Origin of the sequence: Pantoea stewartii subsp. stewartii (genome assembly GCF_008801695.1) — a bacterium.
Classification (GTDB): Bacteria; Pseudomonadota; Gammaproteobacteria; order Enterobacterales; family Enterobacteriaceae; genus Pantoea; species Pantoea stewartii.
This window is the reverse complement of record NZ_VZPF01000028.1, coordinates 14,968-30,123: the sequence shown is the minus strand read 5'-3', so window position 1 is coordinate 30,123 and position 15,156 is coordinate 14,968. Positions and strand designations below refer to the sequence as shown.

Sequence of the window (15,156 nt, the reverse complement as noted above, 5' to 3'; positions counted from 1 at the left end):
GTTACCAGGCTGAAAAACAAAGTAATAACCTGAAATGGTTGAAAGATCGCACCGGGCATAATGTTACGCTATAACACGGTGCATTATGACTGCTCAGGGACATGCACATGCACTTACTCAAACGTTTAATTCATCGTCGCCAGCTGCTGCTGTCCGGGCTGGCGCTCGCCATATTGTCCCCGCGCGCGGTGCAGGCGAAGGAACAGCAGGCTTCGCTCTCTAACCGACCCTCGTCGCCCAGGCCGCGGGTTAACAACGGCAAGCGCATCGTGATGCTCGATCCGGGCCACGGCGGTATCGATTCGGGTGCGGTCGGCGAAGAGGGTTCCGAAGAAAAACACATTGTTTTAGACATCGCCAGTAATGTGCGCAGTCTGCTGCAGTCACATCCGCGTATCGAGGTCCGCCTGACGCGTGACAGCGACCATTTCATTCCGCTCTACCAGCGAGTGGAGATTGCGCATCAGCACGGTGCGAACCTGTTTATGTCAATCCATGCGGATGGCTATACCAGCCCGGATGCCAGCGGTGCCTCTGTGTTCGCGTTATCCAATCGGGGTGCCAGCAGCAGCATGGCGCGTTACCTGTCGAAACGTGAAAATGACGCGGACAAGGTCGGCGGAGCCAACGTGGAACAGCAGGACCAGTATTTACAGCAGATTCTGTTTGATCTGGTGCAAACGGACACCATCAGAAACAGCCTGACCCTGGGCAAACACGTTCTGGACCAGATTCGCCCGGTGCATCACCTTCACAGTCAGCATACCGAACAGGCCGCCTTTGCCGTGCTGAAGTCGCCGTCCATTCCCTCGGTGCTGGTGGAAACGTCTTTTATTACCAATCCGCGCGAAGAGCAGTTGCTGGGCACGACCGCCTTTCGGCAGAAGATTGCCTCGGCTATCGCCACAGGTATCATTAACTACTTTGATGAGTATGATCGTCGAATGTCATAGTAGATCAGCTATAATCACGGCCAATTTTTACTAAGAGAAGCCTATCCCATGCCTGATATCTCCCGCGTAAAAACGTTCCTGCTGGATTTGCAGGATGAGATTTGTCGCAAGCTGACTGCCGAAGACGGTGGCGCGCAGTTCACTGAAGACCGCTGGGAACGCCCCGGCGGTGGCGGTGGACGAAGCCGTGTGCTGCGTAATGGTGCCGTGTTTGAACAGGCTGGCGTGAATTTCTCCCACGTTCATGGTGACCAGATGCCAGCCTCCGCGACGGCACATCGTCCTGAGCTGGCCGGATGCAGTTTCGAAGCCATGGGCGTTTCGCTGGTTATCCATCCCAACAACCCGTATGTACCGACCAGTCATGCGAATGTGCGCTTTTTCATTGCCGAAAAACCCGGTGCCGAGCCGATCTGGTGGTTTGGCGGCGGCTTTGATATGACGCCGTTTTACGGGTTTGAAGAAGATGCGCTGCACTGGCATCAGACCGCCTTCGATATCTGCCAGCCTTTTGGCGAGGATGTCTATCCCCGGTTTAAAAAGTGGTGCGACGACTATTTCTATCTGAAACACCGCGACGAGCAACGCGGTATTGGTGGGCTGTTTTTTGACGATATCCACAAGCCGGGCTTTGAACAAAGTTTTGCCCTTATTCAGGCCGTCGGCCGGGGCTTTCTGGACGCTTACCAGCCGATTGTGGCGCGCCGCAAGCACATGCCTTATGGCGACCGCGAGCGGCAGTTCCAGCTTTACCGCCGGGGTCGCTATGTAGAGTTCAATCTGGTGTGGGATCGGGGCACGCTGTTTGGCCTGCAAACCGGAGGCAGAACGGAATCCATTTTGATGTCCCTGCCGCCCATGGTGCGCTGGGAATATAACTATCATCCTGAACCTGACTCACCCGAGGCCGCGCTCTACCGTGACTTCCTGCCGGTGAAAAACTGGCTCAACCTGCCTGAGTAATCCACGTTGCCGGCTCAGGAACGTGCCGGGGCGGCAACCCGGGTCGCCGCCCCGGTTGACTACAGCGGCTGCGTCTGCGCTTCCACCACCGCCAGCGCCACCATATTGACGATCCGGCGCACGGACGCGATGCGCGTCAGCACGTGCACCGGCCGGGTCATGCCCATCAGCACCGGCCCGACCGTTACGCCTTCCGAACAGGACACGCGCAGCAGATTGTAGCTGATGCGCGCCGCTTCCACGTTGGGCATGATCAGCAGGTTTGCGCTGCCTTTCAGCGGGCTGTCGGGCATGATTTCCCGCCGGATGCTTTCCACCAGCGCCAGCACATCGCGCATTTTCTGCGCACCAGGCGCACTGGAGGTGCCAAAGCTGGAGTGCGACAGCAACGCCACGCGCGGCTCAATCCCAAAGCGACGCACGGTTTCCGCCGCCATTAACGTTATATCCGCCAGCTGTTCCGGTGTAGGATCGGCGTTGACGTAAGTATCCGCAATAAACGTGTTGCCATTCGGCAGTAACAGCGCATTCATGGCCCCGGCCACCTTCACATCACTCCGCAGGCCCAGCACGCGCTCCACAATCTCGTAGTGCTCGTTATAATCGCCGATGGTGCCGCAGATCAGCGCATCGGCCTCACCACGGTAGACCATGATGGCACCGATGAGGGTCGGATTGCCAATAACGGCGCGTTGCGCCTGCTCGGGGGTGACACCGCGCCGCTTCATCATCTGGTAATACTCATTCCAGTACGCTTTAAAGCGGGGATCGGATTCGTTATTCACGATTTCAAAATCCTTTCCGGCCTCAATTTTGAGCCCCTGTTTTTCTAACCGCATGGCGATCACGTTGGGGCGACCTATCAGGATGGGTTTCGCCAGCCCCAGCGAGACCAGCTCCTGCGTAGCATGCAGCACCCGCACCTCTTCGCCCTCCGCCATCACCACCCGTTTCGGGGCTTTACGCGCCTGGGAAAAGATCGGCTTCATAAACAGGTTGGTCTTATACACAAACTCCGTAAGTTGCTCCCGGTAGGCATCAAAGTCAGCCACAGGCCGGGTTGCCACGCCGGACGCCATCGCCGCTTTCGCCACGGCAGGGGCTATCTGCACGATTAAACGTGGATCAAAGGGTTTGGGAATCAGATAGTCCGGTCCGAAGCGCAGGTCCTGATCGCTATAGGCCGAAGCCACTACGTCGCTTTGTTCCGCCTGTGCCAGTTCGGCAATGGCGTGTACGGCCGCCAGCTTCATCTCTTCATTGATGGCGGTGGCCCCCACATCCAGCGCGCCACGAAAGATAAACGGGAAGCAGAGCACGTTGTTCACCTGATTAGGAAAATCAGAACGTCCGGTGCAGATAATCGCATCCGGCCGTACGGCTTTCGCCAACGGCGGCAGAATTTCGGGATGGGGATTTGCCAGCGCCAGAATCAGCGGATCTTTCGCCACGCTTTTCACCATATCCTGCGTCAGGACATCCGGTCCGGAACAGCCCAGGAAAATATCTGCGCCCTCGATCACGTCGGCCAGCGTGCGCTTGCCGTGATCCTCCACGGCATAATCGGCTTTGGTGGCCGCCATATTGGGTTCGCGGTCACGGTAAATCAGCCCTTTCGAATCGCACACCTGAATATGGTCTTTCTGCAAGCCCAGCGCGACCAGCAGGTTCATACAGGCAATGGCCGATGCGCCCGCGCCTGACACCACCAGCCGTACATCAGCGATAGCCTTGTTGACGATGCGTAGTCCGTTCAGCACCGCCGCCGTACAGATGATGGCCGTGCCATGCTGGTCATCATGAAACACCGGAATTTTCATGCGCTGCCGCAGTTGCTATTCGATATAAAAACACTCGGGCGCTTTGATATCTTCAAGATTGATTCCGCCAAACGTGGGTTCCAGCGCGGCAATCACCTCGATCAGGTGATCGGGATCCTGTTCGTCGACCTCAATATCAAAAACGTCAATGCCCGCAAATTTCTTAAACAGAACGCCCTTGCCTTCCATCACCGGTTTCCCGGCCAGTGCGCCGATGTTCCCCAGCCCCAGTACCGCCGTACCGTTTGAAATCACCGCCACCAGATTGCCGCGCGCGGTGTACTTGTGCGCCGCCAGCGGATCGGCGGCGATTTCTAAACAGGGCGCCGCCACGCCAGGAGAATAGGCCAGCGCCAAATCCCGCTGGGTGGCAAGAGGTTTGGTGGGGGAAACCTGAATTTTTCCGGGAGTGAGATACTGATGAAAATCAAGCGCACTTTGCTTCAGTTGGTCATCCATTAGACATCCTTCTTCGCCAGGTAAGTGGATGTTCAGTATAGAAAGCACACCATCACAAAGCGGTGAGGCGGTTCAAAGAACCTTCTTTCTTAACGCACAGATTGCCACAGTCTACCCTGCGTCATTTTTCATGGCTGCTATCCTTAATGGCTGGACAGTCGTTATCCGCAGAAATGTCATCTCGGGTGGTTGCGCGCAACCCTCATCGCACAACATTCAGAGAAAACGCATTTTCACTGCACCTGGTCTGTTGCAATGTGGTGAGTCGGCGTTACTACGACGTGTAATGTCTGCACTGATTAGGGCACGAGGCCAGAGGTGTTCCCTTTTGTTACAACGTATTTTTCAAGGAGTGTAGAAATGAACCAGCTTGAAGCCCTTAAACAGTTCACGACCGTGGTGGCTGACAGTGGCGATATTGAGTCCATCCGTAATTATCACCCACAAGATGCGACGACTAACCCTTCGCTTATTCTGAAAGCATCTGCTCTCCAGCCTTACAAACATCTGATTGATGACGCCATCGACTACGCGAAAAAACAGGGTGGCAGCAAAGAAACGCAGATTATTAACGCCAGCGATAAAGTGGCCATTAACCTCGGTATGGAAATTCTGAAAAGCATACCAGGCCGTGTTTCGACCGAAGTGGATGCGCGCCTCTCCTTCGATCGTGGCATGTGCGTCACGAAAGCGGAAAAGCTGGTCCGCATGTATGAAGAGCACGGCATTGATCGCTCTCGCATCCTGATCAAACTGGCCTCCACATGGGAAGGCATTAAAGCCGCAGAAGAGCTGGAAAAGAATGGTATCCAGTGCAACCTGACGCTGCTGTTCTCCTTTGCCCAGGCGCGCGCCTGCGCCGAAGCCGGGGTTTATCTGATTTCGCCGTTTGTCGGCCGTATCTATGACTGGTACAACAGCCGCAAGCCCATGGACCCGTATAACGTCGACGAAGATCCGGGCGTGAAATCGGTGCGCCGTATTTACGATTATTATAAGAAGCATCGCTATGACACCATCATCATGGGTGCCAGCTTCCGTAAGGTCGAACAGGTACTGGCGCTGGCCGGGTGTGATCGGCTGACGCTGTCACCTAACCTGCTGGAGGAGTTGCAGAACAGCGAGGCGCCCGTAGAGCGTAAGCTTGAGCCTTCCACTGAATGTTTCCATCAGCCGTCGCCGCTGTCCGAAGCGGAGTTCCGCTGGGAACATGATCAGGACCCTATGGCGGTCGAAAAACTGGCAGACGGTATTCGCCAGTTCGCCGTTGACCAGCAAAAACTGGAAGATGTGCTGGCGGCGCGCCTGTAGTTTTTCCCCTCTTTTACCGGGCGGGCTCACTCCCGCCCTGATGCTTAACAAGGGAGACCCTTTATGTCCTCACGCAGAGAGTTGGCGAATGCGATTCGCGCATTAAGTATGGATGCGGTACAAAAAGCAAAATCCGGTCATCCTGGTGCGCCAATGGGCATGGCAGATATCGCCGAAGTGCTGTGGCGCGATTTCCTCAAGCATAATCCGACCAACCCCGCCTGGCTGGATCGCGACCGCTTTATCCTGTCTAACGGTCACGGCTCAATGCTGCTTTACAGTTTGCTGCACCTGACCGGGTACGATTTACCGATTGAAGAGCTGAAAAACTTCCGCCAGCTGCACTCCCAAACACCGGGCCACCCGGAAATTGGCTACACGCCGGGCGTGGAAACCACGACCGGCCCGCTGGGTCAGGGTCTGGCAAACGCCGTGGGTCTGGCCATTGCGGAACGGACGCTGGCTGCGCAGTTTAACCGTCCACAACACGATATCGTTGACCACTTCACCTATGTGTTTATGGGCGACGGCTGTCTGATGGAGGGGATTTCCCACGAAGTCTGCTCACTGGCCGGAACGCTTGGTCTGGGCAAACTGATCGGCTTCTATGACCACAACGGCATTTCCATCGACGGAGAGACCGAAGGCTGGTTTACGGATGACACGCACAAACGTTTCGAAGCCTATAACTGGCACGTGGTCGGTGAAATTGATGGTCACGATGCCGAGGCCGTTAAAGCCGCAATTAAAGAAGCGCAAAGCGTCACCGATAAGCCGTCACTGATTATCTGCCGCACGGTTATTGGCTTTGGTTCACCGAATAAAGCCGGTAAAGAAGAGGCACACGGGGCCGCGCTGGGTGAAGAAGAAGTCGCACTGACGCGCAAGCAACTGGGCTGGAATTATCCGGCGTTTGAGATCCCGCAAGAGATTTACCAGCAGTGGGATGCCAAAGAAGCTGGCGCGGCGCGCGAAAAAGCCTGGAACGATAAGTTTGCCGCGTATCAGCAGGCTTATCCTGAACTGGCCGCAGAATATACGCGGCGTATAAACGGCGAAATGCCCGCAAACTGGGAAGCGGAAACTGCCCGATTCATTGCCGATCTGCAGGCGAATCCGCAAAAAATCGCCAGCCGCAAGGCCTCGCAAAATTCACTGGAAGCCTACGGCAAAATGCTGCCTGAATTCCTGGGCGGCTCTGCCGACCTCGCCCCCAGTAACCTCACCATCTGGTCAGGTTCGAAATCCATCAAAGAGGATCCGGCCGGGAACTATATCCACTACGGTGTGCGTGAATTTGGTATGACAGCCATTGGTAACGGTATTGCCCACCACGGTGGTTTTGTGCCCTATACCGCGACCTTCCTGATGTTCGTCGAGTACGCCCGTAATGCCGCGCGCATGGCGGCCCTGATGAAGGCCCGCCAGATTCTGGTTTATACCCATGACTCAATCGGTCTGGGTGAAGATGGTCCAACCCACCAGCCGGTAGAGCAGATTGCCAGCCTGCGCGTTACGCCGAATATGAGCGTCTGGCGTCCGTGCGACCAGGTGGAAACCGCTGTGGCCTGGCAGGCTGCGATTGAGCGTCATCATGGACCTACCGCCCTGATCCTGTCGCGTCAGAATCTGGCACAGCCAGAGCGTACGGCGGAACAGGTGGCGAATATCAAACGCGGCGGTTACGTCCTGAAAGACTGTGAGGGCACGCCAGACGTCATTCTGATTGCCACCGGCTCTGAAGTGGAGATCACGCTGGGTGCAGCAACGAAGCTGACGACCGGCGGCCATAAGGTGCGGGTCGTTTCACTGCCTTCAACGGATCTGTTCGACGCGCAGGATGCGGCTTATCGCGAATCCGTGCTGCCTTCCGCTGTGAAAGCACGCGTGGCCGTGGAAGCAGGCATTGCAGATTACTGGTATAAGTATGTCGGGCTGGACGGTGCCATTGTCGGGATGACTACGTTCGGTGAATCTGCGCCAGCAGAAAAGCTGTTCGCGGAGTTTGGCTTCACGATAGAAAACATCGTCAGCCATGCCGAAGCCCTGCTGAAACCGGCATAATCCTCGCACTCACGCGATCCGGCTTCCTCAGCCGGACCGCGGTTTTGCTCTCAGCACGCCAGCCTGACGCTGGCGTGCTGCTTTCTGAAAACCCACCTTCTTCGGTAACCACGTTTTTCGCCGTGTCCGTTGCAATCAAATCCTTTTCCTCGCCCGGAAGCTCAATGGCTGGCAGCACAGAAACAATAAGTGTGATTAATGTTGCATCGCCCGTTCCGTTTCAGCGACAGTGAGGTGAACTCAGTTTTTCTGGTGATCCGCTGACGAGGTAAAGGATGAGAACGCAAAAGCGATGCATGGGCTATATTGCCGTGGTGGTTGATGATTACGACCGCGCCATTGAGTACTACCGGGATCAACTGGGTTTCACCCTAATTGAAGACACGCCCCAACCGGGCAAGCGCTGGGTTGTCGTCTCACCGAACCCCGACAGCGACTGCCATCTTCTGCTGGCGCGCGCATCAAACTAACGTCAGGCCGGTTTTATCGGAGACCAGTGCGGTGGCCGTGTCTTTTTGTTTCTTCAGACGGATGATTTTTGGCGGGATTATCACGCTATGAAGGCAAAAGGGGTGCACTTTTGTGAGGAGCCCAGACAGGAAGCCTACGGCACGGTGGTAGTGTTTGAAGACATCTATGGCAACCGCTGGGATCTTTATCAGAATGCCTGAGACGGGATTCAACTGACGCTAAAGACCCTTAAAAGTGCAAAGCCCTCTCGTCATTAAACATATGAAGTGAAGTGCTCGCGCCCTGGTAACATATGATTGAAGCAGACGAAACGCGTCAGCAAGGCACCGTACAGGTCGCCTTGCTGACCTTAACAACCGTTACTTTAAAAAGTGGCTCAGCAGCAGCAAAGAGAGCGAAACGTTGATGGCTCCGCCGATACGCGTCGCGATCTGAGCAAACGGCATCAGGCCCATGCGGTTACCGGCGGTGAGAATGGCTACATCGCCCGTCCCGCCCTGCCCACTCTGGCAGCAGGAAACAATGGCGACATCAATGGGATGCATGCCAATCTTTTTCCCGACAAAGAAGCCCGTTGCGACCAGCGCACTGACCGTGCTGATAATGACCAGCAGATTGGTGAGCGTAAACGCGGTGACCAGCACATGCCACGGCGTAATGGCCACACCGACAGCGAACAGGACGGGATAGGTCACTGCGGTGCGGAAAAAGCGATAGACCACCTGAGAACCGGCCAGAATACGGGGCGAAACGCCATTGACCAGTTTCACCAGCACGGCCAGGAACAGCATCCCTACCGGCGCACGCAGCCCTGTCAGCTTCTGCCCCAGCATCCCTACCATATAGAGCAGCACCGCAAGCAGCGCCCCGGAGGCAATGGCCGTTACGTCAACTTTACCGGAAAAAACGGACTGCAGCGGCTCGGGCTCAACGTTCGTGACATTCGGCATCAGTTGGCCTTCCCCGGTGAGGTGCGGATAACGTTTACCCAGTTGGTTCAGGCAGCCGGAAATAATAATGGCGGTCACGCCCCCCAGCATCACCATCGGCAGGATGCGGCCCAGCGCCACGCCCTGATCCATATGGAGCAACGCCGCATAGCCGATGGAGAGCGGAATGGCCCCTTCGCCGACGCCACCCGCCATAATGGGCAGAATGATAAAAAAGAAAATCTGGAACGGCTCCAGCCCCAACGCTAATCCGACGCCCATGCCGACAATCATGCCCACGATTTCACCGCATAGCATGGGAAAAAAGATGCGCAGAAAGCCCTGAATCAGCACCGTACGGTTCATGCTCATGATGCTGCCGACGATGATGCAGCAAATATAGAGATAGAGAATATTGGTCGATTTATAGGCCGCTTTTGCCGCATCTTCCATGCGGGCATCATAGGCCGGGCGCAGAAACGGCACAGGCGGCATCTTCGACGTACCCAGTTCCAGAAAACGCCAGTAATAAGCATTATTGCGGTCGCCGGTTTTCATGTTACCTTCACTTTTCCCCGTTTCTGGGTTGGTGCCGCGTACATGAACGCCGGAAGCAATGCCGCCATCGCGCTGGCGCAGCGTGGCCACAACGATATTTCGCGCCAGCCTGCCGGTTTTGCGCGGCGCACGCTTTTTAGCCTCATCGCGCACGACCGTAGCGGCGGCGCGGGTGGCATCACGGAGCACCTTGCGGTTTTCGGCCTTGCTCAGCACGTTCAGATCGTCTGACAGGTCAAGCAGGCCGGAAAAGTCGAGTCGCGTGTCTATCATGTCTTTACCCCCTGCTTACAGAGAATTTCTAACCGCGTCATACGGTTATCTGCAATGGGTATCCCGATCACGTCCAGAACATATCCACGGTAGGGACCCGTTTCACAGACGAGACGGGTAGCTGCGGTGATGTCGTTACGGTATCGCATCCACACGCGAATGGCGGCCTCTGCTTTTTCGGCACCAGAGGCGACGATTTCACGACCGCTGATGCCTTTAACCTCAGCGGGAACGCCTGTTGCAACGGCGTGCCACTCATCCTTTCGCTGGCCGGACGGGAGTTTGACCTGAACAGCATTCTGCACCGTAACACGGTGTTTGAGTCGTCCTGGCTCCATCAGCTACCCCTCTCGTCGGGCGGGTCGATAACGCCGCGAAAGTTTCTCACCTGCAACAGCAGGTCATTTGCGCGGGCATTGCTGTAGAGCTGAACGTCAGTCTGCGCCCCTCTGTGCTCGAAAGCGTCACAGAAAAAAAGCAGCATCGCGTTCACTACCTGTGAGGGAAGGTCGGAGGCCGTTTTCCAGCGAGGATCGTCACAAAATCGGATGCAGTAGTCGAGGGAGCCCTGAGCGTAACGGGTTAATACGGCGTCACGATCATCTGAATCCATCTCGATGTGCTGGCGAAGCTCAGTAATCGGTACCACATCAAGAACATTTATTGGCATGGCATCAAGGGCGGGTTTCCCCGCCCCTCCCGGTTATGAGCCAGATTCGAAGGTGCCTTTGATGATGGCTGTCGGGCGGTAGTGCGCCAGCGCCAGGCGTTCTTCGCACAGGATGGTCAGCATGTTTTTGACAAAGTTGTCGCGGTCTTCACGGCTGATTTCAATGGTCGCATCCATACGGTCCCAGACCTGAGACGCCAGATCGAAGCCGCCTACCGTGAATGTACCCTGTACCTGGGCACGGGTCGGAACAACCGGAAGACCCCACATGATGTTGCTGGTAAACGCCTGCGGACCGCCAAAGATATAGCGACCTTCGCCATCTTTCAGCAGCGCAATGTTGTGCCAGTCACGCGGGTTAAGGATGATGCCTGATGCGCTGAACTCTGACTCGGTCACCTGATAGATGGCGTGAGCGATCATGTCGGCACGGGTATCACCGCGGGCATTCAGTGTGGTGTCGTAGGCGGTTGCCACTGTGTTGATGCCCGTCAGGTTGTCTTCCTGACCGTCACCGTTCAGCAGTTGCCCCTCTTCCACCAGCGCCAGCCCGTACATGAGGCGGTTGTTGACGTAGGACTGAAGCATTGGCGCATCGTCCATAACCTGACGTGAGGCCTGCACCCAGTGGGCGATGGTTTTGACGTTCGCCGTCTGCTTGCTGAAGGTGATGTCGGATTCAGGCTTCATGGCCTTCTCTTTCACCGATGCAGCAGAGTTGGTGAACTTCTCTTCGCGCACGTATTCCAGAGAATTGCTGGAAATACGCCCCTGCGCCAGCAGGTCACGGATTACCAGACGGCGCAGGCCCGGCGTCACGATGCCCGGCACCTGCATTGGCTGGATCAGGCTGCCGGCCGATGCGGAATCGCTGCCCAGCGACTTGTTGAAAGTCTGCGCCTGAAACTCGCCTTTGCTGCCGTTCCAGGACTTCTTCAGCTCTTCAGCAGCGCGTTCAGAGAATGATTTCTCCTGAGAGGGGCTCTGTGCGCCGGTTGCCAGCTTCTGTTCCAGATCAAACAGGCGGGCACCCGATTTGCTCAGTTCTTCCTGAACCTTGCCAAGATCATCCTGAAGCTGCTTTGACACTTTACCGGTGCTTTCAATTTCGGACTTCTGCGCCTCAAAAAGCTGGGTCATTTTAGACTGCGACTCTTCGATGGCCTTCTGAATCTGTACGAGTTCGGACATGTTATTTACCTAAATTAGAGGGAAAAGATTTGATGCTCTCTAACAGAGCGTTAATTTGCGCTTCGTTTTCGCCGCTCCCGGACTCGCTCCGAACTGCTGACTTAAACCGGGCGATTAACCCGACTGCCTGTGACTTGCTGAGTCCGACTGAATCCCTCAGCCAGTTCTCAACGTCACGGATGGTTTCGATCCCGTCCACGCTCTTCATGGCAGAGACGCCCGCAAGCTCGTTGGCCGGAAAGGTGCATACGCTGATTTCTCGCAGCGCCGCAATGTTTTTGAATATTCGCCCGCTGGTACCCAGCGAGTAATCATCTTTGTTGACGGAAAAGCCAACCGACATGCCATCGACGGTGCCGTGCTGCATCGCCGCCTTCAGGTCTGTCGCGCCGCTGTGTCCCGGCGTAAGCTGGCCGCGCACGTAAAGCCCTTTATCGTCTTCTGCCAGGCTGTCCCACTTGCCCACCGGCAAATCCCACGTTTTATGATTAAAAAACATGGCAACCTTGCGGCTCTGGTTTGCCAGGGCGTTTTTGAATGCGCCGGGCAGGATAATGTCGCCGTCTGAGTCCGTGTTGTTGAACACGGAGGCGTAGCCTTCAAAAATTCCCTGCTTTCCGTCACCGGAAAACTTGATTTCGGTTTCTTCAAACGCCAGCGTTTTTACGATCTCAGCCATTACGGCCCCCATAAAAATTAAGCCCCGTCAGTGCGGGGCTCTTTGTTGGTAACTAATTCCGTGATTGGCACATACTGCGCCTGTCTCATGGCCACATCGCCGCCAGGTAACGGCGGCATGTTGTCAGTGCGCCGCATTTCGTTGATCGTGCGCAGTCCCGCTTCACCCATAGCCTTCATGAATGCAGCACGGGAAGCCGAATCGCCGCGCAGAAGACCGTCAAGATTGTGCTCAGCGTGATAGCGTCCGACCTGATCGGGCCGGATAAGCCAGCGCTGAATAGCATTTTCCCAGCGGGAGATATAAGGCTGAAGCGTGTACTGAAGAAACCCGAGGTTCTGCTGCTCAATGCCGGTTCCCCAGCTCGTCGATTTTTCCACATCGCCGACAAGGTGCGGCGGTACGCCAAAAAAGCGGGCCAGTTCGCTGACCTGAAACTTGCGCGATGCCATCATTTCAGCATCCTGCGGCGTGACCCCTATCGGCGAGTTTTTGAGGTTTGATTCCAGTATCCACAGGCGCTTTTCAACCGGCCCACCCGCAATTTCACGGAAGTTACCCTCTAACTGATCGCGCTGTTCTTTGGTCAGCACCCTGTCGGAGTAAAGAATCTGGGGTGATTTTGCACCGTTGGCGAAAAAGTCACGCTGGTTATCCTCCATGGCCACCGCCACGCCTGCCGATTTGCAAGCAAAAGCGATGGGTGAGAGGCCCACCAGACCGTTAAAGCCGAATCCTTTGAGGTGTAAAATCTCTGAATGGCTGAAATCTGCATAGCTTCCGTCTTTCTGGTAGCGGTAAACCAGCGATTTACCCACCATGCGCGGGTCCATGCTGGCCGACTGTAGCGGTAGCAGGCTGACCGGGTCACCTGCACCGTTTCGGTCAATGAGCGCATACGCATTGCCATAGAAGCAGAGCTGCATCGTCATTGACTCGCGAAACTCCTGCGCGGTCATGTACTGATTGGGCGCATAACGCAGCAGGCGGGCCAGCGGATTATCCATGCCGACCTTGCTGCGGTTGTCGTTGCGGTCAGTTTCGAAAACGTCCAGCGGAAGGCAAGCGGTCAGCGTGGAAATCAGGCTCACGCAGCGCCAGACAGTAGAAATCTGGAGAATACGCTCATCGGTCACGGCTGAATTGCCGAGGTGACCGGAAGCTGATACGGGTCCACCCTGCGATCCCTGCCCGGGCGTGATAAGTTGACCGCCTACAAACCATGACTGTAGACGCGCCCAGAGTCCGTTATTGGTTCTCAGGTCAATAGAATATTTGGGTTCATCCATCACATGCTCAGCGGTCTGTTTAAGAAGTCGTCAAAGTCGCCCTGTGGATCAGCGCCTTCACCATTTGCCGCGCCCAGCGCCATAGCCAGCGCCACCATGCCATCCATGCGGCCTGTTTTTTTGGATTTATCAATCTTGCGGTTACCTGCTGCGTCACGTATGACAGTTGCGTTAGCCGCGCACATGTTCATCACCGGATGATTGGCGTGCCTTATCTTTCCGTTCAGTAGCGCACCCTCAAGGGTGTCTATCGCGGGTGCCATGTCTTTGTAACCCTGCCCGAACTGAACCATCGGTAGAGTCAGTCCGATGCGATCAAGCTCTTTTTTAAATATCTCAATGCGCCAGCGGTCAAATGCAATCGCTGTCATATCAAAATCGGCCAGTATTTCGGGCAGTTTCACCACAACAAAATCGTATTCAACTGATGCGCCGGGCGTGGTGAACATGCGGTCTTCTCTGGCCCATACGTCATAAGGTGCCCGATCCCGCTTTGAGCGGTCGATAATAGTTTTTCCGGGCGTCCAGAAATAAGGGAAAACCAGCCAGTTACGTTCAGCGTCCTGCCCGACAACCACCAGCGCGGTGAGATCGTTGCGCTCCGACAGGTCAAGCCCCGCGTAACACTCACCAACTATCATGCCAGGGTGAATGCTTTCATCAATGCACGCCTCCCAGACGCTACGGGAGACAAACGGCGAGTCGGTAGAGATTCGCTGGTTTAAGTTCAGGTTGCGGAAGGTGTTCTCAAAGCTGGGCATACGCCCTGCCTGCTCAGCAAGACGCTCCATGTCTTTCAGCGAACGGAAAACACCCATTGCCGGATTGGCAGACCGCCACGTTTCGGGACTGCTGATATCGGCGTCTTTAGCGGCCGCATAGACGTGCGAAACAATGTGCGGGTCTTTCGAATTTTTGGCATCGTCCAGCCAGATACTGAGCAGGTCACCGTCATTGGCAGCCTGCGTGCTGATCGCAATCAGTAAAGGGCTTTTATGCGCACCCTGAGCGGTAACGATGGCGTCAATAAAGTCGCTCTGGGGGCCGGTAACCTGACCCACCTCATCCAGGATAGCCAGAACAGGTGAAAGCCCGTGCGTGGTTTTCCCCTCAGCAGACAGCGCCTTGTACTCAACATTCATGGGCTTACCAATGAGGCGCTTGCCGCTCGGGATAATATGAATGATCTTCTGCAACTCAGGGCTGAAGTTGATCATTTTCACTGCCAGGCTGAATACTATGCCAGCCTGCTCAAGACTCATTGCGCCGCTGACTATCTGACTGTTCTGCACAGACTCGGGACCGACAAGGTGCGCCAGCAATACGGCGGCTATCAGCCCTGTTTTCCCGTTTTTACGCGCAATGCTGAGATATGCTTTGTCCGTGCCGGCTGGATTATCATAAATTTCAAGTAAAAAACGCTTCTGAAAATCGTCCAGTCGCATCGGCTGGCCCATCAGTTCGCCTTCTGGGACGATGCAGAACTTTTCAATAAAGCGGATGACCTTTTCGCCACGCGTCATGTG

General features: G+C 55.6%; 11 protein-coding genes and 2 pseudogenes. 5 read left to right on the top strand and 8 right to left on the bottom strand.

Annotated features, from left to right (window positions below; translation table 11 throughout):
• Positions 1-107: 107 nt before the first annotated feature.
• Both amiA and hemF read left to right on the top strand, forming a co-directional pair.
• Entirely contained in the window at positions 108-953 is an 846-nt protein-coding gene (gene amiA / locus F7Q90_RS10110) for an N-acetylmuramoyl-L-alanine amidase AmiA (RefSeq protein WP_006117812.1), read from the top strand.
• A gap of 48 nt (positions 954-1,001) precedes the next feature.
• Positions 1,002-1,916, top strand: a complete 915-nt coding sequence (gene hemF, locus F7Q90_RS10105; protein WP_006117813.1) for an oxygen-dependent coproporphyrinogen oxidase — start codon at positions 1,002-1,004, stop codon at positions 1,914-1,916.
• Positions 1,917-1,975: 59 nt separating this feature from the next.
• On the opposite strand, the pseudogene maeB reads toward hemF, so the two are convergent.
• Positions 1,976-4,195: pseudogene (gene maeB / locus F7Q90_RS10100) on the bottom strand (NADP-dependent oxaloacetate-decarboxylating malate dehydrogenase).
• Positions 4,196-4,555: 360 nt separating this feature from the next.
• Here maeB and tal point away from each other — a divergent pair.
• The 3 genes and pseudogenes from tal to F7Q90_RS10085 all read left to right on the top strand — a co-directional run bounded on the left by tal (position 4,556) and on the right by F7Q90_RS10085 (position 8,241).
• A complete protein-coding gene (gene tal, locus F7Q90_RS10095) occupies positions 4,556-5,506 on the top strand; it encodes a transaldolase (protein WP_006117814.1) in 951 nt (316 codons plus the stop codon).
• Between the two features lie 63 nt (positions 5,507-5,569).
• Positions 5,570-7,570 carry a transketolase gene (gene tkt / locus F7Q90_RS10090; RefSeq protein WP_006117815.1) on the top strand — a complete coding sequence of 667 codons (2,001 nt, stop codon included), beginning with the start codon at positions 5,570-5,572 and terminating at the stop codon, positions 7,568-7,570.
• Between the two features lie 275 nt (positions 7,571-7,845).
• A pseudogene (locus F7Q90_RS10085) lies at positions 7,846-8,241 on the top strand (VOC family protein).
• A 159-nt stretch (positions 8,242-8,400) separates the two neighbouring features.
• On the opposite strand, the gene F7Q90_RS10080 reads toward F7Q90_RS10085, so the two are convergent.
• Genes F7Q90_RS10080 through F7Q90_RS10050 form a run of 7 tightly spaced genes read right to left on the bottom strand, consistent with a single transcriptional unit; the run spans position 8,401 to position 15,153 of the window.
• Complete coding sequence (locus F7Q90_RS10080; RefSeq protein ID WP_006117817.1) at positions 8,401-9,801, bottom strand: HK97-gp10 family putative phage morphogenesis protein; 1,401 nt, start codon at positions 9,799-9,801, stop codon at positions 8,401-8,403.
• On the bottom strand, positions 9,798-10,139 hold the full coding sequence (locus F7Q90_RS10075; RefSeq protein WP_006117818.1) for a phage head closure protein: 342 nt from the start codon (positions 10,137-10,139) through the stop codon (positions 9,798-9,800). Before F7Q90_RS10075 ends, F7Q90_RS10080 begins: the two co-directional genes overlap by 4 nt.
• Entirely contained in the window at positions 10,139-10,471 is a 333-nt protein-coding gene (locus tag F7Q90_RS10070) for a head-tail connector protein (protein ID WP_052310101.1), read from the bottom strand. The genes F7Q90_RS10075 and F7Q90_RS10070 overlap by 1 nt, the downstream gene beginning before the upstream one ends.
• 33 nt (positions 10,472-10,504) lie before the next feature.
• Positions 10,505-11,662, bottom strand: a complete 1,158-nt coding sequence (locus tag F7Q90_RS10065) for a phage major capsid protein (protein WP_044241339.1) — start codon at positions 11,660-11,662, stop codon at positions 10,505-10,507.
• A 1-nt stretch (position 11,663) separates the two neighbouring features.
• Positions 11,664-12,341: an HK97 family phage prohead protease gene (locus tag F7Q90_RS10060; protein ID WP_044241341.1), complete on the bottom strand. Its 678-nt coding sequence runs from the start codon at positions 12,339-12,341 to the stop codon at positions 11,664-11,666.
• Between the two features lie 17 nt (positions 12,342-12,358).
• Positions 12,359-13,630, bottom strand: coding sequence for a phage portal protein (locus F7Q90_RS10055; protein WP_044241343.1), 1,272 nt, complete (start codon positions 13,628-13,630; stop codon positions 12,359-12,361).
• Positions 13,630-15,153: a terminase large subunit gene (locus F7Q90_RS10050; RefSeq protein WP_006117822.1), complete on the bottom strand. Its 1,524-nt coding sequence runs from the start codon at positions 15,151-15,153 to the stop codon at positions 13,630-13,632. The genes F7Q90_RS10055 and F7Q90_RS10050 overlap by 1 nt, the downstream gene beginning before the upstream one ends.
• Between the last annotated feature and the right edge of the window lie 3 nt (positions 15,154-15,156).

What these genes read in the sequence shown, in the direction of transcription:
- F7Q90_RS10080 (WP_006117817.1), bottom strand. Translation starts at nt 9,801, where the DNA reads ATGATAGACACGCGACTCGACTTTTCCGGCCTGCTTGACCTGTCAGAC.
- amiA (WP_006117812.1), top strand. Translation starts at nt 108, where the DNA reads ATGCACTTACTCAAACGTTTAATTCATCGTCGCCAGCTGCTGCTGTCC.
- F7Q90_RS10075 (WP_006117818.1), bottom strand. Translation starts at nt 10,139, where the DNA reads ATGGAGCCAGGACGACTCAAACACCGTGTTACGGTGCAGAATGCTGTT.
- hemF (WP_006117813.1), top strand. Translation starts at nt 1,002, where the DNA reads ATGCCTGATATCTCCCGCGTAAAAACGTTCCTGCTGGATTTGCAGGAT.
- tkt (WP_006117815.1), top strand. Translation starts at nt 5,570, where the DNA reads ATGTCCTCACGCAGAGAGTTGGCGAATGCGATTCGCGCATTAAGTATG.
- F7Q90_RS10055 (WP_044241343.1), bottom strand. Translation starts at nt 13,630, where the DNA reads ATGGATGAACCCAAATATTCTATTGACCTGAGAACCAATAACGGACTC.
- F7Q90_RS10050 (WP_006117822.1), bottom strand. Translation starts at nt 15,153, where the DNA reads ATGACGCGTGGCGAAAAGGTCATCCGCTTTATTGAAAAGTTCTGCATC.
- tal (WP_006117814.1), top strand. Translation starts at nt 4,556, where the DNA reads ATGAACCAGCTTGAAGCCCTTAAACAGTTCACGACCGTGGTGGCTGAC.
- F7Q90_RS10070 (WP_052310101.1), bottom strand. Translation starts at nt 10,471, where the DNA reads ATGCCAATAAATGTTCTTGATGTGGTACCGATTACTGAGCTTCGCCAG.
- F7Q90_RS10060 (WP_044241341.1), bottom strand. Translation starts at nt 12,341, where the DNA reads ATGGCTGAGATCGTAAAAACGCTGGCGTTTGAAGAAACCGAAATCAAG.
- F7Q90_RS10065 (WP_044241339.1), bottom strand. Translation starts at nt 11,662, where the DNA reads ATGTCCGAACTCGTACAGATTCAGAAGGCCATCGAAGAGTCGCAGTCT.